The sequence below is a fragment of the Alteromonas sp. McT4-15 genome, from assembly GCF_020515205.1.
In the GTDB taxonomy this organism is placed as follows: Bacteria; Pseudomonadota; Gammaproteobacteria; order Enterobacterales; family Alteromonadaceae; genus Alteromonas.
This window is the reverse complement of record NZ_JAJALG010000016.1, coordinates 1-22,444: the sequence shown is the minus strand read 5'-3', so window position 1 is coordinate 22,444 and position 22,444 is coordinate 1. Positions and strand designations below refer to the sequence as shown.

General features: G+C 42.9%; 18 protein-coding genes and 1 pseudogene. 15 read left to right on the top strand and 4 right to left on the bottom strand.

The features are described 5' to 3' along the window. The first annotated feature begins 153 nt into the window (after window positions 1-153). From LHL20_RS12420 to LHL20_RS12410, 3 genes are read left to right on the top strand one after another with little or no spacing between them, the layout of a single operon-like run. The gene (locus LHL20_RS12420; RefSeq protein WP_159626985.1) at window positions 154-405 is read left to right on the top strand and encodes an FAD assembly factor SdhE; all 252 of its coding nucleotides are present in this window, start codon (window positions 154-156) and stop codon (window positions 403-405) included. Beyond that, window positions 392-964, top strand: a complete 573-nt coding sequence (locus LHL20_RS12415) for a hypothetical protein (protein WP_226433528.1) — start codon at window positions 392-394, stop codon at window positions 962-964. Before LHL20_RS12420 ends, LHL20_RS12415 begins: the two co-directional genes overlap by 14 nt. Beyond that, window positions 965-1,828, top strand: a complete 864-nt coding sequence (locus tag LHL20_RS12410; RefSeq protein WP_226433527.1) for a MaoC family dehydratase — start codon at window positions 965-967, stop codon at window positions 1,826-1,828. It begins immediately after the preceding gene. A gap of 66 nt (window positions 1,829-1,894) precedes the next feature. Here the strand turns inward: LHL20_RS12410 and nadB are convergent, their stop codons facing one another. Beyond that, entirely contained in the window at window positions 1,895-3,589 is a 1,695-nt protein-coding gene (nadB, locus tag LHL20_RS12405) for an L-aspartate oxidase (protein WP_202261988.1), read from the bottom strand. A 197-nt stretch (window positions 3,590-3,786) separates the two neighbouring features. Between nadB and rpoE the strand changes: the two genes are divergently transcribed. The 10 genes from rpoE to LHL20_RS12355 all read left to right on the top strand — a co-directional run bounded on the left by rpoE (window position 3,787) and on the right by LHL20_RS12355 (window position 12,961). After that, the gene (gene rpoE / locus LHL20_RS12400; protein WP_159626982.1) at window positions 3,787-4,365 is read left to right on the top strand and encodes an RNA polymerase sigma factor RpoE; all 579 of its coding nucleotides are present in this window, start codon (window positions 3,787-3,789) and stop codon (window positions 4,363-4,365) included. 98 nt (window positions 4,366-4,463) lie between these two features. Continuing rightward, window positions 4,464-5,048, top strand: coding sequence for a sigma-E factor negative regulatory protein (locus LHL20_RS12395; protein ID WP_226433526.1), 585 nt, complete (start codon window positions 4,464-4,466; stop codon window positions 5,046-5,048). A gap of 156 nt (window positions 5,049-5,204) precedes the next feature. Further along, window positions 5,205-6,341, top strand: coding sequence for a MucB/RseB C-terminal domain-containing protein (locus tag LHL20_RS12390; RefSeq protein ID WP_226433525.1), 1,137 nt, complete (start codon window positions 5,205-5,207; stop codon window positions 6,339-6,341). 21 nt (window positions 6,342-6,362) lie between these two features. Then, window positions 6,363-6,809, top strand: coding sequence for a SoxR reducing system RseC family protein (locus LHL20_RS12385; RefSeq protein WP_226433524.1), 447 nt, complete (start codon window positions 6,363-6,365; stop codon window positions 6,807-6,809). Between the two features lie 229 nt (window positions 6,810-7,038). Beyond that, entirely contained in the window at window positions 7,039-8,835 is a 1,797-nt protein-coding gene (gene lepA, locus LHL20_RS12380; RefSeq protein WP_226433523.1) for a translation elongation factor 4, read from the top strand. Continuing rightward, window positions 8,835-9,737, top strand: coding sequence for a signal peptidase I (gene lepB, locus LHL20_RS12375; RefSeq protein ID WP_159626977.1), 903 nt, complete (start codon window positions 8,835-8,837; stop codon window positions 9,735-9,737). Before lepA ends, lepB begins: the two co-directional genes overlap by 1 nt. Continuing rightward, complete coding sequence (gene rnc, locus LHL20_RS12370; protein ID WP_159626976.1) at window positions 9,737-10,423, top strand: ribonuclease III; 687 nt, start codon at window positions 9,737-9,739, stop codon at window positions 10,421-10,423. The genes lepB and rnc overlap by 1 nt, the downstream gene beginning before the upstream one ends. After that, on the top strand, window positions 10,410-11,354 hold the full coding sequence (era, locus tag LHL20_RS12365) for a GTPase Era (protein WP_201283959.1): 945 nt from the start codon (window positions 10,410-10,412) through the stop codon (window positions 11,352-11,354). The genes rnc and era overlap by 14 nt, the downstream gene beginning before the upstream one ends. A gap of 110 nt (window positions 11,355-11,464) precedes the next feature. Further along, on the top strand, window positions 11,465-12,103 hold the full coding sequence (pdxH, locus tag LHL20_RS12360) for a pyridoxamine 5'-phosphate oxidase (RefSeq protein WP_226433522.1): 639 nt from the start codon (window positions 11,465-11,467) through the stop codon (window positions 12,101-12,103). 27 nt (window positions 12,104-12,130) lie between these two features. Beyond that, a complete protein-coding gene (locus tag LHL20_RS12355; RefSeq protein WP_226433521.1) occupies window positions 12,131-12,961 on the top strand; it encodes a TatD family hydrolase in 831 nt (276 codons plus the stop codon). 63 nt (window positions 12,962-13,024) lie between these two features. Here LHL20_RS12355 and LHL20_RS12350 read toward each other — a convergent pair whose 3' ends face one another. After that, window positions 13,025-13,711, bottom strand: a complete 687-nt coding sequence (locus LHL20_RS12350; protein WP_226433520.1) for a hypothetical protein — start codon at window positions 13,709-13,711, stop codon at window positions 13,025-13,027. A 135-nt stretch (window positions 13,712-13,846) separates the two neighbouring features. On the opposite strand from LHL20_RS12350, the gene serB reads away from it, so the two are divergent. Next, window positions 13,847-14,839 carry a phosphoserine phosphatase SerB gene (serB, locus tag LHL20_RS12345; protein WP_226433519.1) on the top strand — a complete coding sequence of 331 codons (993 nt, stop codon included), beginning with the start codon at window positions 13,847-13,849 and terminating at the stop codon, window positions 14,837-14,839. Between the two features lie 74 nt (window positions 14,840-14,913). Here serB and LHL20_RS12340 read toward each other — a convergent pair whose 3' ends face one another. Then, on the bottom strand, window positions 14,914-17,436 hold the full coding sequence (locus tag LHL20_RS12340) for a PilZ domain-containing protein (RefSeq protein WP_226433518.1): 2,523 nt from the start codon (window positions 17,434-17,436) through the stop codon (window positions 14,914-14,916). Window positions 17,437-17,694: 258 nt separating this feature from the next. On the opposite strand from LHL20_RS12340, the pseudogene LHL20_RS12335 reads away from it, so the two are divergent. Next, window positions 17,695-18,327, top strand: a pseudogene (locus tag LHL20_RS12335) (ATPase domain-containing protein); the annotation flags it as partial. 254 nt (window positions 18,328-18,581) lie between these two features. Here the strand turns inward: LHL20_RS12335 and avs2 are convergent. Continuing rightward, window positions 18,582-22,427 (bottom strand): AVAST type 2 anti-phage system protein Avs2, encoded by a 3,846-nt coding sequence (gene avs2 / locus LHL20_RS12330; RefSeq protein ID WP_226433517.1) that lies wholly within the window; start codon window positions 22,425-22,427, stop codon window positions 18,582-18,584. Between the last annotated feature and the right edge of the window lie 17 nt (window positions 22,428-22,444).

The following is a 22,444-nucleotide window of genomic DNA, read 5'->3' as shown; positions in this document are numbered from 1 at the left end:
TTGGTTACTATGCAAAGTATACCTATTCCAATTCATGTTGGGCACAACCAACAAAGCGAATCGAAAAGGCGTTATCAGACCAAAAGAGCAGTGATCCACACACCGCTTGCGTGGTATTATCCTATGTGAATTCAAAACGATAATTAAGACACTATGTTTGAACCAAAAAGACTAGCACGATTAAAATGGGCTTGCCGAAGAGGTATGCTCGAATTAGATGTACTTTTACTTCCTTTTGTTGAAGAAGCGTTTGATGATTTAAGTTATGAAGATCAAGTGACGTTTGAGCGCTTACTCACTAGCGATGATCCAGATTTGTTTGCGTGGATAATGGGTCACCAGAAGTGTGACGATCCAGAGTTAGCGGCAATGGTCGCAACCATAGTTAACCGTGTCAAAGTATAGGATTGAAATTAGATATTCTCCTTACCGATATGTAGCCACTGCGCTATCTGTAATATGCTGTGTTGCATTGGCAGTGGTAAGTGCTTCACCGGCAACATGGTCATGGGTATCACCTTTTGGGCTCATAGCGTTTTGGGCTGGTTTTTTTGTTGTCGGTGGTGCAGTGGTATTTATGCTAGACAAGGCCACTATTTTTAGATGGTTCGGCATATTTAGTAACAAAGTTGTTATTCCCGGATATACGCTTTCACTTTCAAGCAATGGTATTATTAGCGTGACCAACGAGTCTGCGCGTACAAAAGACAGAGTACAGCTTTTCAACACTTTATCACGCTTACAAATCAATACAGATAATATCCCTATGCAAATTCATTCTTCTTCTCAAATGTTTGTGTGGGGACTGTGCATTGAAGTGGCGAGCGTAAAATATCGTTGGTTCGACCGGAGTCATACTCATTTTGCTTGGGTGTTAAAAAATGAATGTTCCGAAGCGGATTATCGCCGATTAGCAAGAGCAATAATTTTCGCGAAAAAGGAACGCCTTCAAGGAATTAAATAGATGTTTCGTGAGTATACTAAAGCGTTGTTTAAGCGCGTAGATACAAGGCAGTTGATGCAATTCAAGCCACCTACATTGCCACAGCGTATCTACACCAAAACGCTACACATCGATAACGTTCACTATGGTAACTTTTGCAACGAAGTTGACTGGCCCGCCGGCGATCAACTACATCCGTTGTATTTGCAAATGTTGTCGCTTCCACTTCAAATGCAGTGTCTGCTTGATAAGCAAAGTCCTTTTCCTTTACTGGGACTTATTCATGCAGCTAATTGTATATCCGTCGTTAACGAGTGTGACATTAGTGAAGCGTTTGAGTGTCGTGTGCGCTTTAATGACGTGCGGCCCCATCAGCGAGGGTGGGAAGTTGATGTCATGCTAGAAGCATGGCAACACGGACAATTGGTATATCGCGCCATTAGTAGCTATTTGGTTAAAGTGAAAGCTGTTCACGTCGCACCTCGTGCAGTACACAACGAATCGCATGAAGAATGTGACACTCAGCAAAAAGCGCTGATTAGTGAAATTACAGTACCATCCAATACTGGGCGACGCTATGCAAAGCTGTCTGGCGACTTTAACCCGATACACATTACAGCCATTTCGGCCAAAGCTTTTGGTTTCAAGAAGCCTATTGCTCATGGCATGTGGACACTTGCAAGGGCGGTATCTGCGTTTGTTTCACATCATAGTGGTTCAAACTTACTGCATTTAAAAGACGTGGAGTGCCGCTTCAAGAAGCCCGTTTTCTTACCAAGTGACATACATATTCATCAACACTGCGTAACGGATAACAGTGCTCTTGTGGATGTGACTAATTTTGACGAGACACTGACTCACGTAGAAATAAAGCTTAGCTTTTAATTTACGTTTGTAGTTGATGCGATTAAAAAAGGTGAGTATTAACTCACCTTTTTTACATTATATTAATTACTCTGTACCTTCACCGTCACGGAAGCTTGCTTCAGTGATAAGTGAACCCACATCAGCACTGGATAACTGCTTTTTCGGTGTCAGAATAGTGGGTTTCGGGTCGTCGAGTTGTTCGGGGTGGTCCAAGTTAAAATGTAGGCCACGGCTCTCTTTTCTTTCCATTGCACAGCGTACAATGAGTTCTGCAACGGTAACCAGATTTCTCAGTTCCAACAGATTGTTGCTGACTCGAAAATGGGCGTAGTACTCTGCAATTTCTTGCTCTAACAACTTTATTCTGCGCATAGCGCGCTCTAGTCGTTTGTCTGTTCGCACTATGCCAACATAATCCCACATAAATAAGCGCAGTTCGTGCCAATTATGCTGAATAATAACTTCTTCATCAGAATTGGAAACCTGACTTTCATCCCACGGCGCAATGGCTTCTTCGAAGTCTGCGCTTGGTAACTTACTAATGATATGTTCAGCGGCGGCGGTTGCAAAAACAACACATTCCAGCAAGGAATTTGATGCCATACGATTGGCGCCATGAAGGCCTGTATAGGCAACCTCTCCGACAGCGTAAACATTATCAAGATCCGTTTTTGCGTTAAAATCAGTAATGACGCCACCACAGCTGTAGTGTGCTGCAGGTACCACAGGAATAGGCTCGCGGGTTATATCTATGCCAAGTGAACGGCACTTTCGATAAATATTAGGAAAGTGTTTAACAATGAAGTCAGCCGGCTTGTGACTGATGTCAAGATACATACAGTCTGCGCCTAAACGCTTCATTTCATAATCAATCGCGCGAGCCACGACATCACGCGGTGCCAAATCGCCGCGTTCATCAAACTTGTGCATAAAGCGTGTGCCGTCAGCATGGCACAAATTAGCCCCTTCACCACGCAGCGCTTCTGTAATTAGAAAGTTTCGAGCCTGCGGGTGGAATAAGCAAGTGGGGTGGAACTGGTTGAACTCCATATTGGCTACTCTGCAGCCAGCCCGCCAAGCCATTGCAATGCCATCGCCGCTTGAAACGTCGGGGTTAGACGTATACTGATAAACTTTGCTGCCCCCACCGGTTGCAAGCGCTATAAACGGTGCTCGTATTACTTCCACATGTTCTTGTTGTCTATTCCAAACGTAAGCCCCAACACAGTGGTTCTTTTTGGATTTTGAAGGAATGAGGTCAATAGCATTGTAGCGTTCGAATATATGAATATTCGGATGTGTTGATACCGCGTCGTTTAACGTGATTTGTAGCGCTTCTCCTGTAGCGTCAGCGGCATGAAGAATGCGACGGTGGCTATGTCCACCTTCTCTCGTTAAATGAAAGCGTTCCTCTCCATTTTCACTTTTTTCCGTATCAAAGGGCACGCCGTAGCTAATAAGCCACTCTAGTGATGCTTTTGCGCGCTCAGCGGTAAAGCGCACGGCGGGCTCATCACATAAACCACCACCGGCTTTAAGTGTATCTTTAACGTGTGCATCAATGGAGTCTTGTTCATCAAATACTGCCGCTATGCCACCTTGTGCATAACGCGTTGAACCTTCGTTTCTATCGCTTTTGCTTAAAACGATGACCTGACAATGGTCAGCAAGCTTCAACGCAAGGCTAAGTCCAGCTGCGCCACTTCCAATTATCAATACATCGCAACGGTGTTCTATTGCATTTGATGTGGAAGTTAGTGAAGACGATACAGATTTCATGTATTTTTATATCAATTCAAACGAGCAAAGGTTCGGCAAGTCTAAAGGATGAGTGACAAAACACAATAAGTGTTAGGTGTAGATACACGCATTTTTTAAAATTTTTAATGCTTAGACAGAACTTTTAATAAAAGAACGCGTCTACATCCATGCTTATGAGAGCTAGGGTGTGGTAGAAGTAGGGAGTAACGGCTCGAATGAGCGAGCAGATAACCGACCAACAATTGGTCGAAAAAGTACAGCGTGGCGATAAAAATGCGTTCAATTTGTTGGTAACTCGCTATCAACACAAAGTTATGCATTTGGTTTCTCGATATGTAAAAAACACAGGCGATGTGGCGGATGTAACACAAGAGGCGTTTATTAAAGCCTATCGTGCACTGCCTAACTTTCGTGGCGATAGTGCTTTTTATACGTGGTTGTATCGCATTGCGGTAAACAGTGCGAAGAACTACCTTGTATCACAAGGGCGTAAGCCGCCTGCAAGCGATGTGGATGCAGATGAAGCAGATTACTACGAAGGCAGCGATGCACTTAAAGAGCAATCTACGCCGGAGAGAAGCCTTTTATCCGAAGAAATAGAAGAAACGCTTTTTAAAGTGGTAGAAAAACTGCCCGATGATCTGCGTATGGCAATTACACTTCGAGAAATAGAAGGGCTTAGCTACGAAGAAATAGCGAGCGTGATGTCGTGCCCTGTAGGGACGGTTCGTTCTCGTATTTTCAGAGCGCGAGAGGCCATTGATAAAGTAATTCAGCCGCTGTTAGAAAATTAATCGAAATAAATTAAAAAAAAGATGAACTTTCTTTTTTCGTCGATGACTAACAGCTGTGTTAGGGTAGTTAACGATCAAATTGGTCTGGATATGAATATATGACGCAACAGCAAGAAAAATTGTCCGCATTCATGGATGGTGAGATAGAAGGCAATGAAATTATCGATGCGATAAAGCACGATGAAGCGCTTCAGGCCAAATGGCAACGTTACCATGTTATTCGCGGTGCAATGAGAAAAGAAGCGAGTGTCGCCCCACAATTAGATATTACGGCAAGTGTTGCAGCTGCATTAGAGAATGAACCCGCAATTGTGGCACCTAAACCGTCTCGCTGGCGCTCAATTCCAGTGCTCGGTAGTGTGGTTCCATTTGCTAAGCAATCGAGTCAATTCGCTGTAGCAGCCTCTGTTGCCGTTGCCGTTATTTTAGGTGTACAGCAATTTAACCAACCTGCGCCAAGCGAACCTTTTGAAACGTTTTCGACAAGACCTCAAGGTGGTTTATCTCCTGTGAGTCTTGAGCAAACTCGCGCACTTCCTCGTAACGATATGAACGAAATGCTAGAGACAAAACGCAAAATCAACGCGCTGATAGCCGATCACGAGCAACAAATTAGATTGAAGCAAGCTGAAGAAGCCAGCGACAGTGACAAACAAGACTCGGAGGCTGAGCGCCCAGAGTAGCTGTTTGCAAGCGCTGTTGATTATCGTCAGCGTTGGGCGGTTAGCGTCACGCATCTACATTTAAGTGTAATTGTGTCATAATTACATGTGAGCAGTTTATTTTTAAAGTGCAAACCAGCATCTACTGCTGGTTTGTCTGTTTCTGAGGCAAGGAAAATGCGCCGTACTTCTCTTTTCTTTTCAATTGTCATTCTAGGTCTTTCTATATCGCATGCTGCCGCCCAGACGAGTGCAGAGCCTGAAGCGGGTAAAGAGCCCTCAGCTCATGCACAGCCCTCAGCTGATGCACAGCCCTCAGCTGATGCACAGTCTTCAACGTCAACAGAGCCTTCAGATAATGAGCCGGCCTTGGCGCAAGAAATGCCTTCACAACGAGAGAATGCAACTACCTCTTCGAATCCAATCAGTACTGTGCAATGGCTGTCTCAGCTGCAGCGCGTTATTTCGTCTGCTAATTTTCAAGTGACCTTTGTACAGACCATCGCTGGGAAAGAAACTGTTCCGTATCTATGGCGCCATGGCATTTTGGAGGATGGTACCGAAGTTGAGCAGTTAAGTTTGCAAAACGGCCCAGGTCGCGAGCTCATCCGTATCAACGACGTTGTTAGCGTTTTTGAGCCAGACGTTCAACCTTACAGTTTACACTCTAACCATATCAATGGCCCTATACCGAGTGCATTGGTCTATCATCCCGAAGAGCTTCTCGAAGCGTATGAATTTGTACCCGTTGGTCGCGCAAGAGTCGCTGGACGACCTGCTCAACAAATTCGTATTGTTAGTCGAGACAACACGCGTTTTGGTTACCAGCTTTGGTTAGACGAAGAGTCAGGTATGTTGTTGAAACTGAATATGCTCGACTTGCAAGGCGCTTTGCTAGAGCAGATTCAGGTGACTGCCTTTGCTATCAACCCTGAACCGTCTGATTATTTTTCGAGAATAAACCCAAGTTCATTACCGAAACCAATGGCAATGGGCACCAGTCAAACCCGTGAGCACAGTTGGGATATTGGCTATATGCCGGCTGGCATGAGAGAAATAAAGCAAGATACACGGCGATTGGCATTAACAGGTAAAGTGGTAGAATATAAACTATTATCTGACGGTCTTGTGGATGTGTCTGTTTATGTGCAACCAGCAGAAGACGCGTTAGGCGGCGATTTAGCACTGCGCAATGAATTGAGTACTTTTTTGACGCTAACTGATGGTAAGGCGCAAGTGACAATCGTGGGTGAAATTCCATTGCAAACGGCTAAGGCTATTGCAACGTCACTTGGCCCCAAGGCCGTGAATTAAAATTAAGAGAATACAGGCTGTATGATTAAAGAAACTGCTACTGTTGTTGCCGTTGATGGCGATTTAGTTACTGTCGAGGCGGCAATCAAGTCAACCTGTAGTAGTTGTCAGGCACAAAGTGATTGTGGAACGGGGCTCGTCTCTCGTGCATTAGCGCCGAAGACACAGCAACTGACATTGCGCTCTCCTATGCCTGTGAATGTGGGTCAACAAGTCAGTGTAGGGATCCCTGAAGCAGGTGTATTAAGTGCATCGGCATGGCTATACCTGATGCCACTGATAGTGTTTATGGCATCTTTTGTGTTGTCGTCTTTTTCGCTTGCAGCGCTTGGTCTTGAGCAGGAACTTTGGGCTTTGTTGCCAAGTGGTATGGTTACTGTTTTTGCGTATCGGTTTATCGCAAGAAGGCTTCATAAGACTGAAAGTAACAAGTATCAAGCAGTATTGCTTGGGAAAATCAGCGCTTAACTTTTTAGCAAGGTAATGACGTTGAAGCTGCAAAACAAAAATAGGGCCGAAAGATCACCATCTGAGGTAGTTTCAATACCCCTGTAAATCTACACATCGCAAATATCACCAAAATTACATCATGCGAATTCGCTTTTCGCTAAAGAAATGGGTAAAATCCGCTCGCGCTGCGTATAACTCGTAGCTTTATTTTGTTTAATGAATTTTTCTGCAGGTAACTTCCAGCATTATGCAACAGTCGCACATTCGTAATTTCAGTATTATCGCCCACATTGACCACGGTAAGTCTACGCTTTCTGACCGTCTAATTCAGCACTGTGGAGGGCTTTCCGATCGCGAAATGGCTGAGCAGGTTCTCGATTCAATGGACCTAGAAAAAGAGCGCGGTATTACCATTAAAGCGCAAAGCGTTACGTTAAACTATGAAGCACGAGATGGTGAAACCTATCAGTTAAACTTCATCGACACGCCAGGACACGTTGATTTTACTTATGAAGTATCGCGTTCTCTTGCGGCCTGCGAAGGTGCATTGTTGGTTGTTGATGCTGGGCAAGGGGTTGAAGCACAAACCTTGGCGAACTGTTACACAGCCATTGAAATGGATATGGAAGTAGTTCCAATTCTTAATAAAATTGACTTGCCTCAAGCAGAGCCCGATCGCGTTGCCGAAGAAATAGAAGACATTGTTGGTATTGATGCGTTAGACGCAGTGCGTTGCTCTGCGAAAACGGGCATTGGTATTGAAGACGTATTAGAAGTTATTGTTAACAAGATCCCACCCCCTCAAGGTGATCGAGAGGCGCCATTAAAAGCACTTATCATCGACTCTTGGTTCGACAACTATCAAGGTGTTGTGTCTTTGGTGCGTATTGTCGAAGGCCAGTTGACCAAAAAAGACAAAATCCAAATTATGTCGAATGGCCAAACTCACCAGGTCGACAAAATTGGTGTGTTTACGCCAAAACCTCTTGAAACAGGTGTGCTACGAGCAGGTGAAGTAGGCTTCATTATTGCGGGTATCAAAGATATCCAAGGAGCGCCGGTTGGTGACACGATCACCCTTGCAAGGGAGCCAGCAAAAGAAATGCTTCCTGGGTTCAAAAAAGTGAAGCCACAGGTATATGCGGGCATTTTCCCAATAAGTTCTGATGATTACGAAGATTTCCGCGATGCACTCGCTAAACTAAGCTTAAATGATGCGTCTCTTTTCTATGAGCCAGAGAGCTCGGCAGCATTAGGCTTCGGATTCCGTATTGGCTTCCTAGGCATGCTTCATATGGAAATTATTCAAGAGCGTTTAGAGCGCGAATACGATCTCGGACTTATCACGACAGCCCCTACGGTAATTTACGAAGTAGAAACCACCAAGGGCGAGATTCTCACCGTAGATAGCCCAGCTAAGTTACCACCAGTTAACGACATTGCCGAAATTCGCGAGCCTATGGTTGAAGCGAACATTCTTGTTCCTCAAGAGTACTTGGGTAACGTTATTACGCTATGTGTTGAGAAGCGTGGTATGCAAACCAATATGACATATCACGGTAAGCAAGTAGCAGTAACCTATGAGCTGCCAATGGCAGAAGTAGTGCTTGATTTCTTCGATAGATTGAAGTCAACCAGTCGTGGCTTTGCATCACTTGATTATAACTTTAAACGTTTCCAAACCTCAGACATGGTAAGGGTTGATATTCTAATCAATGGTGAACGAGTGGATGCATTAGCTGTAATTACCCACAGAGAAAACTCACAAGGCCGAGGTCGTGAACTCGTAGAGAAACTGCGCGAGCTGATTCCTCGCCAAATGTTTGATATTGCAATTCAGGCAGCTATTGGCAACCATATTGTTGCACGAAGCACAGTTAAACAGTTGCGTAAAAACGTAATTGCAAAATGTTACGGCGGAGACGTTAGCCGTAAGAAAAAGCTACTTCAAAAACAAAAAGAAGGTAAGAAGCGAATGAAGCAGGTGGGTAATGTTGAGTTACCACAAGATGCATTCCTCGCAGTACTCAAGGTAGGTAAATAATGGCGAATTACTTCTCCCTGATTTTGGTTGCGCTCACCTTAGTGACAGGGCTTATCTGGCTAGTGGACAGCCTAGTGTTTGCGCCTAAACGCAAAGCGCGTCTGCAGGCCGCGGCTACCGCAGAGGGTGCGGCGTACGGAGAAGATCCCCAGCTTCCTTATTTAGTAGATACCTCACAGCAAATATTCCCTGTGATTGCGTTTGTGTTGGTACTGCGCTCGTTTCTATACGAGCCGTTCCAGATACCCTCAGGTTCAATGATGCCTACTTTGTTAGTAGGCGATTTTATCTTGGTAGAGAAGTTCGCATACGGTGTTAAAGATCCGGTATTCAGAAGCAAGATGATTGAAACGGGTGTTCCTGAGCGCGGTGATGTGGTTGTTTTTAAATATCCAGAAGACACTTCGATAGATTATATCAAGCGTGTTATCGGGTTACCCGGCGATACAGTGGTGTATCAAAACAAGCAGGTTTACATTAAACCCAAATGTGAAACAGGCAGTAACTGTCCAAAGCTAAAGGCGGTGCCACTTGATTTCCAGGAGCGCGGAGAGTTTGTACAGGATATGGCGCAACTGATGCGTTACACCGAAGATTTGGGCACAGTAGAGCACGATATATTACGTCATCCAGTACGTGAAATATCACCAGTCAATTTCTATACCCAACCTGGTACGCGTAGTAACGAATGGATAGTTCCAGAAGGTCAATATTTTGTGCTAGGTGATAACCGTGATAATAGCCGAGACAGTCGTTTCTGGGGATTTGTACCTGATGAAAACCTAGTGGGCAAAGCAGTCGCTATTTGGATATCATTTGAATTTGAACGACAGCCTTCTGATGCCCTTCCTTCGTGGGTTCCAACCGGAGTTCGATTTGAGCGTGTAGGTGGCATTCATTAATGCAAGGTATTGATAAATATCGTCGTTTGTACAAAGCGATAGGTTACACATTTAACGATGAAGCGCTATTAGAACAAGCGCTAACCCATAGAAGCGCAGCAAAGCAGCACAACGAGCGCTTAGAGTTTTTGGGTGATGCTATACTCGGTATGATAGTAGGGGAGACGCTTTTTAAGCGTTTTCCTACGGTTCCCGAAGGAAAACTCACGCGTATGCGTTCTACCTTGGTTAAAGGGGAAACATTGGCAGAGTTGGCGAAAGAGGCGAGCGTTGGAGAACTGCTCAACCTAGGCCCTGGTGAGCTTAAAAGTGGAGGCCATAGAAGAAGTTCAATTTTGGCCGATGCGGTAGAAGCGATTTTAGGGGCAATATACTTAGATTCAGGTATGGACGAAGTGCGTGGTGTTATCGACCGATTATGGGAGTCGCGCATTGTAAAACTCGACCCTAATGCGCACCCCAAAGATAGTAAAACCCGCCTTCAAGAGTTTTTGCAAGGTCGCAAGCAAGCACTACCTACCTACGAAGTATTGTCGATTTCGGGTAAAGATCATGCGCAGACATTTGAAGTGAGCTGCAAAGTAGAAAGCTTAAGTGACGCTGTAGTTGCGTCAGGTAATAGCCGTCGTAAAGCAGAACAAGAAGCTGCGCGTTTAACCTTGGAGAAGCTAGATGACAACGCATAATGAAACCGAGTCTGGTGCATTGCCTGATGTGCAAACACGTTGTGGTCTAGTGGCTATTGTTGGTCGTCCAAATGTGGGTAAATCAACACTGCTCAACCGACTTCTTGGTCAGAAGGTCAGTATTACCTCGCGCAAACCCCAAACAACGCGGCATCGCATTTTGGGAATTGATACCGACGGTGATTACCAAGCAATCTATGTTGACACGCCCGGACTTCACCAAGACGAAAAACGTGCTATAAACCGCTACATGAACCGCGCAGCATCGAGCTCTTTGGCTGAAGTGGGCCTTGTTCTGTTCGTCGTGGAAGGCGATCGCTTTAATAGCGAAGATGAAATGGTACTGTCGAAGGTGAAGCAGTCAAATCTGCCTTGCTATCTTATTGTCAACAAGATGGACAAAGTAGAGAACAAAGAGGCCTTTATGGTGCACCTTCAAAAGCTGGGTGAAAAGCACGCTTTTGAGCATATTATTCCCGTTAGTGCCAAGCAAGGAAAAATGATCGATGGCATTCGCGATCTTGTGGCTGAATCACTACCAAAAAGTGAATTCTTCTTCCCAGAAGACTATATAACCGACCGCTCAAGTCGATTTATGGCTGCTGAGATTATTCGAGAAAAACTCATGCGTTTCACAGGCGATGAATTGCCTTATTCAACGACAGTTGAAATTGAACAATTTAAGATGGCTGAAAATGGTGTTTATCGCATCAGTGGTCTTATTTTGGTTGAGCGGGAAACACAAAAGCGCATGATCATAGGTAAGGGTGGCAAGCACCTTAAAACTATCGGTGAACAAGCGCGAAAAGATATGGAAAACTTGTTTGATAACAAAGTTTTCTTAGAGTTGTGGGTTAAAGTGAAGCAAGGGTGGGCTGATGACGAACGCGCGCTGCGCTCTCTTGGTTACGGTGACGACAGCAATTTCTAAACGAATATCGCTATACATTAAACCGTAAGTCTGATGCCAAGTGATCTTGGCATCGCTCCTTCTCGTTATCATCTCAAATTATTAATATCGGTATAATGCGGGAGCGTGATATGGCAATATCAGATATGCGCAGGCAGTACTCAAAAGGGTCTTTGAGTGAGTCAGATTTAACTTCTAATCCTTTTCTTTTATTCGATAAGTGGCTTAACGACGCCATCGCCGCAGGCATTCCAGATCCAACCGCGATGACGGTTGCAACGGTAGATGCGACCGGGCAGCCTTCGCAGCGTATTGTTTTACTCAAAGATGTGAGTCAAAAAGGATTCGTCTTCTTTACTAATTTGGGCAGTCGAAAAGCACAAGAGCTCGCGTTAAACCCTAAAGTCTCTTGCCATTTCCCATGGTTTTTTATGGAACGTCAAGTTCGAGTGTGCGGCACGGTGGAAAAGCTGTCAGTGTCTGAGAATGCTAGCTACTTTTTCTCTCGCCCTAAAGACAGTCAACTTGCGGCTTATGCATCTAAACAAAGTAAGCCAATAAGTAGTCGCGAATTATTGCTTACCCAGTTCAAACAGCTAAAAGATAAGTTTGCTAATAAAGAGCTTCCAGTTCCAGACTTCTGGGGAGGCTTCAGAATAGTGCCACATCAAATAGAGTTTTGGCAGGGCGGAGAAGACAGGCTACACGATCGGTTTGAGTATAATAAAGCGGCCGACGACACTTGGACCACTCAGCGCTTGATGCCATAGCGCTAGCCGCGATTAAATGGGCGCTTCATGATAGATAGTCACTGTCACCTTAATCTTGCCCCGCTGGTTGATGACATAGATAACGTTATCAAAGGGGCTGCACTTGCTGGAGTAGAGCGGATCCTTGCTCCTGGCGTGACGGTAGCATCATGGCAGGTGCTTCAGAAGATAAGTGAGCAGTACAGCCATGTTGTTCCCATCGATACCGCAATAGGCCTCCACCCCTATTTTTTGTCACACTCTCAACATGCCGAGCAAGTTGCAGCAGTGGGCCGAGACGACCCTACCTCGTATTTAATAAGTGCGCTGGAGCATGCATGTGAAACTATGCATTCGTCAGTTAAAGCGATAGGTGAAACGGGTTTAGATGGGCATATACAAGTACCAATGCCTCTTCAGCAGAACGTGTTGGATGCGCAACTCACTATTGCCAATGACGTAGCCTTACCCGTTATTTTACATCATCGAAAAAGCCACCATTTGTTGTTTGAAGCCCTTAAGAAAACACAGCCTAAATATGGTGGTGTTGTACATGCATTCTCAGGCAGTATAGATGTCGCTAAGCGTTATATTGACCGTGGGTTGTGCTTGGGTATAGGAGGTACTATTACGTACGAACGCGCCAAGAAAACGAGAGACACAGTCGCCTATCTCGTCAAGCACCACCTAGACTCGTTATTGCTTGAAACCGATTCGCCTGATATGCCGATGCAAGGTCGCCAAGGTCAGCCAAATTTACCTCGTTATATTGGAGATGTAATCGATACACTTACGTCGATTACAGGCGTAAGTGCTATGGTCTTGAAGAAACAAACGACAAAGAATTACCAGCGGGTTTTTCTAGGTGAAAGGGTTTAGGGAAGTGATTAGCCAGTTATGTCCTATACACAGGCCTACCTAATTGCCTCAGCAAAATCTCATTTACTTAAACCGTTTAGACTCGATAGTGTCAATTACCCACGGACGCAGCTTATAGAACCCTCTGGTGACATAAATCCCCAAAAGTAAGGCAAGAAAAACCAAGATACACGCAATCAATGTTAACTGATAACGTAAGGTCAGCGGGCTCTCAAGCACCGCTTGGGTATTCATATGAATGTTTACGTACCCTAAAAGCACACCGTTTTCATTGGTAACGGGTTCGACGTAGGTTAGGGGGGTAAGGCCATCTGTTTGACTCATGGCAACGACGCTGTCGATTTTTGGTAGAGGAGCCAAATATCGTCCCTCTTTATCAAAAACCGAGACCCCTACAATGTGTGGCTCTTGTGTCAATACAGCGATAATTTTCTCGATACGCGCGCGCGTTAAACCTGTTTGAGAAGTGTTAGTTGTGGCGCCATGCGTAACCTCATCATCAACACTTTCGTTATTTAAGTGTGAGGGTTGCAATAGCTTTGCGTATTGTCTAGCGATACTTTCACCAGAGAAGCGTGTTTGCACGGTTAGCCAATCTTGCTGATATTGCTGGAACAACAAAACCAGTGCGACAACAAGTGCTATAACAACACACACTACAAGCGTGTGGAACAACCTCTTTAATGCGGTGTACACCGAGTGGGAGTCGTTGTTAGCTTGCACATACTTTGGTGGATTAGCGTTTGCCAATAGTGCCGCCTTTATTTATTGATAATGCTTAATACTTCTAACACTAGGATAACTCGAAATAATTTAAAAGAGGATATTTTATTAGAAGAGGTAATTGGTTAGCATTAGTTCATCAATCATTTTCGGATATACCCCGTGCAATCTACCATCGACACGCTGTTAAGTGCTCAAACTGATGATGCTCGCCATAATGCTAGTGCGTTAGCCTCCTTTGTTTCAAAGCAACACTCTGAAATCGCATTTTCCCACACTTTAACCATCGCAGGTCAGGCCCTCACAGGCCATTTATTGGCAGGCGCTTTATCGGCTTTAGCACACTGTTTTACGCCAGTAAGTATTGCATTTCATGCGCTGCATCAACAGTTTGGAGATGACGTCGTAGAGGTAAGGGGAAACCTAGATAGTGTTGAGCGTGAAGTCCTTAATAAAACCCTCTCAGGGGTCAGTGCATCATTTAACATTGATGCAGGTGTCCAAGGAGAGCGACCACGTCTTGATACGCCAGGCCTGTTGGTAATGGATATGGATAGCACGGTCATTGCGATAGAGTGTATTGATGAAATTGCAAAGCTGGCTGATGTGGGGGAGCAGGTTGCTGAAGTTACCGCTAAGGCCATGCGTGGAGAAATAGCCTTCAATGATAGCTTGGTGCACCGGGTGGCTTGTCTTGAAAATGTGCCGGTAGCTCACCTCGCGCAAATTCGAGACAGCATTCCCCTTATGCCTGGCATTCAAGTGCTGCTATCAACCCTCAAGCAACATAAATGGAAACTTGCCATTGCGTCAGGAGGCTTTACCTATTTCGCAGATTACCTCAAAGAGAGGCTGGGACTTGATTATGCAATATCTAATACGTTGGAAATCAGTGAAGGCAAGCTAACAGGTAAAGTAGTAGGGGAAATTGTTAATGCAGATGTCAAAGCGCGCACCGTAGAAACGTTGGCACGTGAATGGTCTATTCCATGTAGTCAAACTGTGGCAATGGGAGATGGTGCAAATGATCTTGTTATGATGGCGCAATCAGCACTGGGTGTCGCATGCCATGGAAAACCACTTGTTAATGAAAAGGCTGATGTTGCAATCCGCGTGGGCAGTTTACACAGTATGCTGTACTTCTTAGGCTCTTAAAATGTAATTCCGAAAAAAAGAGCGCTAAATGGCGCTCTTTTTTCGCGGTGAGTTTTCAAATTAGTTAGCTATGCTTAACTAGCAAACAACGATGCGGCGTGTGATGCGCTCTTTAACGTTTTATTAGCCGTAACATCTTCAATACTAAATCCATAGCGTATTAACACCTCGTCGGTCACATCGATAAGGTGGGAACACGCAGCAATACTCCACATCTGCTTTTCTAGGTCACGAGCACGATGCATGGCGTACATAGTGACGTAGTTAATTTCGGTTTGCAGCATCGTCATGTCTGGCTTACCCGTTGTGGTCAGCATTATATGTAAAGCGATAAATTGACCACGCGTCATCGCTTCTTTGATAAATGCTCTGCGCTGTTCGTTATCGTCAAATTTATGCGAATAGCGGGGAATTATCGCCATTCTTGGGTCTTTTTGCGAGACGTCAAATGAGATAAATAACTCTTCTCTTAGCGGCATGTTTTCGAGTTTAACGGCTTTAATACCGCTTTGTACGAAAGGTGACTCCTGCTTTCTATCTCTGAAAAAGAACTCCAAATTGACTTTGTCTTGCTCTGCAAACTGAGTAGTCAGGGTTGTTACGCGTTCATCTTGTTTGCCAATGATACAAGCTTGAGGCGTATAGCGAATGCCTTCTTTATTCATCAGAAATGAAAGTGAGGTCGCATTTCGTGCGTTAATACAACGCAATGCTTGCCCCATACCCGGCACTTCTTCTTCGTCAGACTCAACCTTTAAGCTGCTCTTGTTTTTCTTGATAAGCTCTTCAAAAAATAAGCGTGCACTTTTACCCTCATCGCCGGCAACTGCTTTTAAATGAAGTATGTTCTTTTCGACATTGTGATACACAATGTCGTATTGAAGATGCATAACATCAAAATTTTTGGTGATTTCCTGAAGTCGTGGAAACGCGACTTCCACTCGACCATCAAGTGTACCTTTGTATTCTTTACTTAATTCAATACGAAGACCTAAACCGTGAACAGAGATATCTTCACTTATCCCTTTGTGCACAATATCGTCGGAATTAAAGCGCGCTTCAATTTGTGTTCTTAGTTGATAGCGACTTTCTATCCGCTGTTCTTCGTATTTAAAGCGAACAATTTGAATGTTTGAAGGCGCCCGATTGCGAGGATGACCAAAATTGCGCAGGTGCGTTAAGTTATCGCGATTAAACTTAAATTCGTTATATGTTTCTTGGCCGGTAACAGATGTAACATCGGTAATGTGTGCTAAGTAACGTAAGTTCTTTAGCTTTGACATCAGTCTTGCAGACGGTGGGGTGTTTAACTTTTTAACTTTATTGCCTACCGAATCTGGAATAGATAAGGGTATGTACGCTTGTTCTGGCGTCATTTCGGTCAGTGTAATCTTAAACACGCGCCAACTTACTTTTTTACTGCCAAATCCCAAGAACACCTTTGCAAGAATTTCTTTTTGAAGTAACTCTTCGTAAGACGCTGAATAGAAATAGACCTTATCATTTTGTAGGTGCGTAAAGCTAAATACAAAAATCTCTCTTGCATCTTCAGGCTTATTGACTAAACGCGTTAGCCGCTCTTGCGTTAGCAAAAAATTTAATCGGCAGACATCTTCTTCATCTTGCCAATAATGAATGGTTTCCCTATTCACTTCGTTCATCATTGCATAGCGCGGTACCATGGTAGAGTTAATCACATCAATAAAAACGGGGAGCGTTGGGCTACGAGGTGAAAAGTACTGTTCGCAAATTTTACTTTTTATGGCGTCTAAGGTATTGGTCATATTTACTTTATAGCGGCGTTTGTTGCCGGTAATAAAGTTATCTAGAAACTTATCAAAAGCGGTATTTGGATAATCAGCATCCCGTTGCAGCGCTAGGTAATTGACGTCATTCTTTGTGCTAACTTTTACGAGTTTATAAGCAATACCATTTTTTTTGTCTAACGCAAACTCACTTTCTAGCCCTCTAAAGTAAATAAAGAGTGTTTCGTCTTGGCGAAAAAAGGTGTCTTTAGAAAGTTTGACCTGAAGACCTTTCAGTGAAATGTCGACGCTTAGTCCTCTGACCGATTGCCCTGACTTATCGAAGATTTCTACCGCGACAGCAAAGTTCATCCTTTCGGCGTTACGCTGTTGGTAATCTAATAAGTTAACTGTGGGAACCTTGAATTGTTCTAACACCGCAGACCGCTTCTTTATTTGCGGGCTCTCTTTGTCTGCGCGTTCCTGCGCTAACTCTTTCTCGCGCATTAAACGGAAGTTGTTTTCGGTGTTTTGGACGGCTTCGTATACGCCATAGGTATACCTTCCGAAAACGCGCAATTGCTCTTCAAACTTATCAACCGCTATCTCATCCATGTAGTGAGTGCGGCCTTCATGAACATATTTGTTACACTTGCCGTCAACGTGGCCGCGTAAATCGATGGTGCGCAAGCAAGGCTTTGCCAAGCGCTTTACTTCCATCTTGATAAGAAAGCGTTTTTCTTTGGGAACGTCAGACGCGATCTGAAGCAATACTTGGTTGAACTCAGGTTCATTAACCATAGGCTTTAGCTGGTCTATTATGTCAGCATATTGCTTTAAATCTTGACTCATGAATGCGCAACTTTGTCTTTAAGTATCATTATTTTAGTTGTTATCGGCAATTCAGCCAAACTCATTAATATGAAGCCTTTAGACCTTGTTGTCCCTGAAATCCACGGCTGTCTGTAACAATGTAGCCCAAATATTGGCATGATATGATGTGTAGACAGTTAACGATCCTCTACCGTGTAAAAAGGTCTTGCGGGGTGTACTTATATTGTTGATGTTGGTGATAGAATACTCCTTTTATGTGACGGATAAAATAGCAATATGGCAAAACGTAAAACCGCTTATGTATGTTCCGACTGTGGCGCAGAGTTTCCACGCTGGCAGGGGCAGTGCTCAGAATGTAAAGCATGGAATACAATAAGTGAGTTTGTTGTAGCCAGTGCCAAAGCATCTACGCGTCAATCGACGTCCGGTTATGCTGGGCAAACTGCTGCAAAAATTGAGACTTTGAATGCCATTGACCTTGAGTCATTGCCTCGATTTAGCTCTACGTTTAAAGAACTCGATAGAGTACTTGGTGGTGGTATTGTGCCTGGCGCAGCAATGTTGATAGGCGGCTCGCCGGGAGCAGGGAAAAGTACACTGCTCTTACAAGTCATGTGTCAGATGGCAAAAGTAGAAAAGGCACTTTATGTCACTGGTGAAGAGTCGTTGCAGCAAGTTGCAATGCGCGCAAAGCGTCTGAACCTACCTGATGACAAGTTAATGATGCTTGCTGAAACCAATGTCGAGACCATTTGTGATTTGGCGCTTACCCAAAAGCCTAAGATTATGGTTATTGACTCCATTCAGGTTATGCATGTCTCTGACGTACAGTCGGCACCTGGCAGTGTTTCTCAAGTGAGAGAGAGTGCTGCGTATTTGACGCGTTTTGCAAAGCAAAATCACATTGCCTGCATATAATATGAAAAACCAAACAGGTTACTTTAGTAAAGCATCTATGAAATATGACTTTGCTGAAGAAAAAAGTAACCCACAGTTCAATGCAACAAAACAGCTTAAAAGGTTACTTTTAACTCCCCCAAATTTCATTAATAGTGCTGCTCATTTCTTCCTAAAACAACTTTCAAAGGTTACTTTTTTAACCATCAAGATAAGCTGCTTTACTCGAATCACCAGTTTCCACGGACAAAGTATTTATATCAACTTTACCGCATGGAATAAGTTTTATGACTTCCACTTAGCTGGTTGTTATCAAAATAATACGCTCCACTAAACTCCTGTCGACCATAATGATGACTGGAAGTGAGGGAACCACCTATAACTCCTTTCTCACCCAACAATGTCCAAACTATTTCGAGGCCATTTTCCTTTAACATTGTTAAAAATGGTTCTTTTTTTACAAGTAAATGAGCCTTTGACGCATGTAAAGCTTCGGCCGCAAAACAAACTATAGTTCCGTTTTGATCCTTGAAACTACCTTCCATTTCTCCATTTGTTAAGCCCATCTTTTCAAAGATTAAATTGCTAGGTTTCAGAAAACTCAAAGTTTCTATTTTTGATTTATCGAACTCTTCTTCCCACAAATAATTAACAGAAGTAATACTAACGTCAGCTATCTTTGCTCTGGAATCTTGATCCGATACAGAGGTCCAATCGGAGCCACCGTAATAGTCTGATTTGAAAAACTGAAATGCTTCGGACCAATAGAACTCTCTATTAAATAATTGGTATCTGTCACTGCCTTCAGGCATCCATCTGCCCATGAAATGTTGATTTGAGGCCCAGTCCTTAAAATTTTCAAATTCTTCTACTTTAACGATGTAGCTTCTGATATGACTCCAAACCTCTTTTCTTGGGTGCCCCCAATCTTCATTGCCAATAATTTTGGGTTCTTTCCAAGATGGGTGACTTTCTAATATTAACCATTCATCACCGGTGTTATCTTTAACTTCAATCAAACCATATGGATTAGCTATTGTATTAGGGCTTTTAATCCATTCTTCATAAGAACAATCCCAATCAAATACTTCATCATTAAGCCACCACATGTCTTGATTGCTTACCACCTTGGTTCCTGTTTCTTTGAGTAAGATCGTAGGATCTATATCTCTGACGTAAGGCTCCCATGGGCCTTGATATGGGCTTTCCTTTCTTTCATCACCATAACCCTCAAATCGAATGAAATTATCAGCTAGCTTTGCCATATATTCATAATAAGCAATCCATTGATACTTCTTACCAATTCGCTCTTGAAATGACTCTCGACGACCACGGCCAGATCCTATTTGTCGGTCAAAATCACCATGTTTGTCGGGATCCCAACCTAGCTCTATAACACGATTGAATATAAAGCGTTCTGCTATTCTAAGATCAAAGTGTTTATCCGTATCCAGTAAATTATTATTGTGATCAAGATACGGCTCTATATCTTTCTCAAAGTCATTTAATAAGTCGTCTGGCAAAGACTTCTTAAACAACTGCTTGTTCGCGTTTATTTCATCCTGGTCTTTTCTGCCTATTGCGCTACCAAACCTAATCGTAGTGTCACCAAATGTAATTTCTTCGGCCTTGTCATCATAAATGATTGGGTCAGTGGCTGCATAAAGCTCTTTCTGGGTATCAGATAATTTACTTTGAAATGTTTCAAATATTTGCTTACGGTCGACAGGGATTTCACCAAACTTGCAACCTGACCAATCCGAGTGATTGTGATTTGTTCCAATCGTATATCGAGAGAAGTCACCGCCTCCCATAATCGAGCCCCAAAGTGTCCAATAGGGGTCTCTGTCATACAGGGACTCTAATTCTTCTTTTGAAGGAATTTCATCAGGCCAACTACTATTATATGGAGGTCTAGTATTAACCAGTTCAACATCGTCAAGCACCAGCCCAGAGTGAATAGCAAATTCGATGATTTCTCTTGCATAATCTCTGAGTAAAATATTTGGATACACATATTCAGTACAAAATACTTTGTGATAAACAGTTTCGGCTAAATATTTTAATTCGTGAACATTATCAGTTCGTAATGAACAGCCTAACGCAACTGCAAATATTCTTTCCCAAACATAAGGGTCATTCACCCCATCAAACTTATCGATTACTTTTGTTAAAACAGGGATTCTATTTTCTAGTAAACTCACTAAAGCTTTGGTGGAACAATCGCGAAGTTCTCTATTACTCGAAGTTAAAAACCAACATAAACTAGTTGCCACCAACTCGATTGACTCGTCTGAAATGTAGCTTTTGTCTGTTCTAGCCCACGCCCAATCTATTAGGTGTCTGAATGTAGAATCTTCACTATATTTATATTTGAGCTGTGTAGTCCAAAATGCATCTCGATTGGCTAAGGTGTGTTGCATTAACCAATTATGCAAAAAATTAGCATTGAAGGTGTGATTAACTAACCCTGAAATAGAGATAATTGCTTCTAGAAAATGATCAAAGCTATTGTTAAACCCAAACACTTGCTCGTTGATAAAAGGTTTTATTTTTTCGAAATCAATGGCATTGATGTCTCGCCAAACCAAACTTTCAATAAATGCTTCTAGTAAGTTATGATTCTCACTAAACTCAGGCAATAATTCATATAGCTCTTTCCCAAATCTTTCTGGTAGTTGAATGGATAGTGCCTCTACTATCCCCGAGTGTCTGTAAAAGTCATATTCATCTTTAAAATAACTTTTCAGGCGACCATCAGTTTTAAATTCATTTTCGATATTTTCAATATCGTCTAATAAGAACTTGACTGTTAAATGATCATCAAACCTTTCAAAAGCCACATATACCACTTCCTCGGTAGAGTTATCATCATGTCTAACTATGCCTTTAGTCAGCAATCCTTCATCAATTAAGGCGCTAAGAAAAGTTTTATCAGTAACATAATCATTAACAACAGATTGAACCGCCGTATGAGCATCTTTAAGTGAAATATTACTACTACCAATACTCAATTTAACTTTTACTATTTCGTTGAGGGCGTCTCTTACAAGGGGGAAGCTGGGGTCGAACGCGTATTTTCTGGGTGATGCTAATGACTTATTTACTCCTTCCACTAAAAAATTCAGAATATTTGAAATACCATTAAATCCAACAGGCACTCTAGTTAAGCCATTTTTCTTAACCCCCTCACACAACAATTTAAGAAATAGAGGGTTTTTAAACTCTGGGTTAAGATTTGGTGACGAAGGTCTTTCTATATTGTAATAGTCATAAAATAAATTAACTGCCTCCAGCTCGACATTTTGAAATCCAATATGCTCATGAACTTCAAAATTATTGCGTTCCAAGTTCTCATCTGAAATTGTCACACTTTTATATGTTGTTCTGAGTGATAGGACTAGACCTAGCCATTCAAACTCCTTGATTTCATCCACAAAACTGTTGATGTTATCATTCCAGAATTTGTTGCCATTTCCTTCATTTATAGCATCAATAAATATTAAGACTCTATTCCCTGCTTTTTGACCCAATAAATTCAGTTTTTCTAGGAACTCACGAGAAGTAATTTTAAGCTGCAACCTCTTAAAGATTTGTGACCAAGGCGATTCATCTAAAGTAAGCTGTTGACCTAGAATAAATAGCGAAGGGTGACCAGAGGCAATTCGAGTTTTAATAACGTCAGCAAGTAAATGAGATTTACCTATTCCGGCTTTTCCTTCGAGAAGTAAGAAGGGGTTGTTAGCTAATTTGACTGTTATTGAGTTAATAAATGCAAGTAAATTGTTGCACGCATAATCAAGCTCCCGCAGATCTCTCAAAGTAGATGAATACTTATCGCTGTAGTGATTAGTTTCACCTTCTTTTTTGCCCTTTTCCCGTAACTCCCATAGTACTGATTCCGACTCATTAATGGCTTCATGGCATCTGGAAACATTATCTATAAACTCATTCGTTGGAATTTCACTTAATTTAGGAATGTCCATTTCTTGATAGAGGTTAGAAATGTTGTTTAACGACTCAGCTATTGCGGATAATTGAGTTGCAATTTCATCACATTGGCGAAGTTTATTTCCTTTTATAAGAAAACTATCGATATGTGAATAAAACATATTAGAAAATGCTTGGG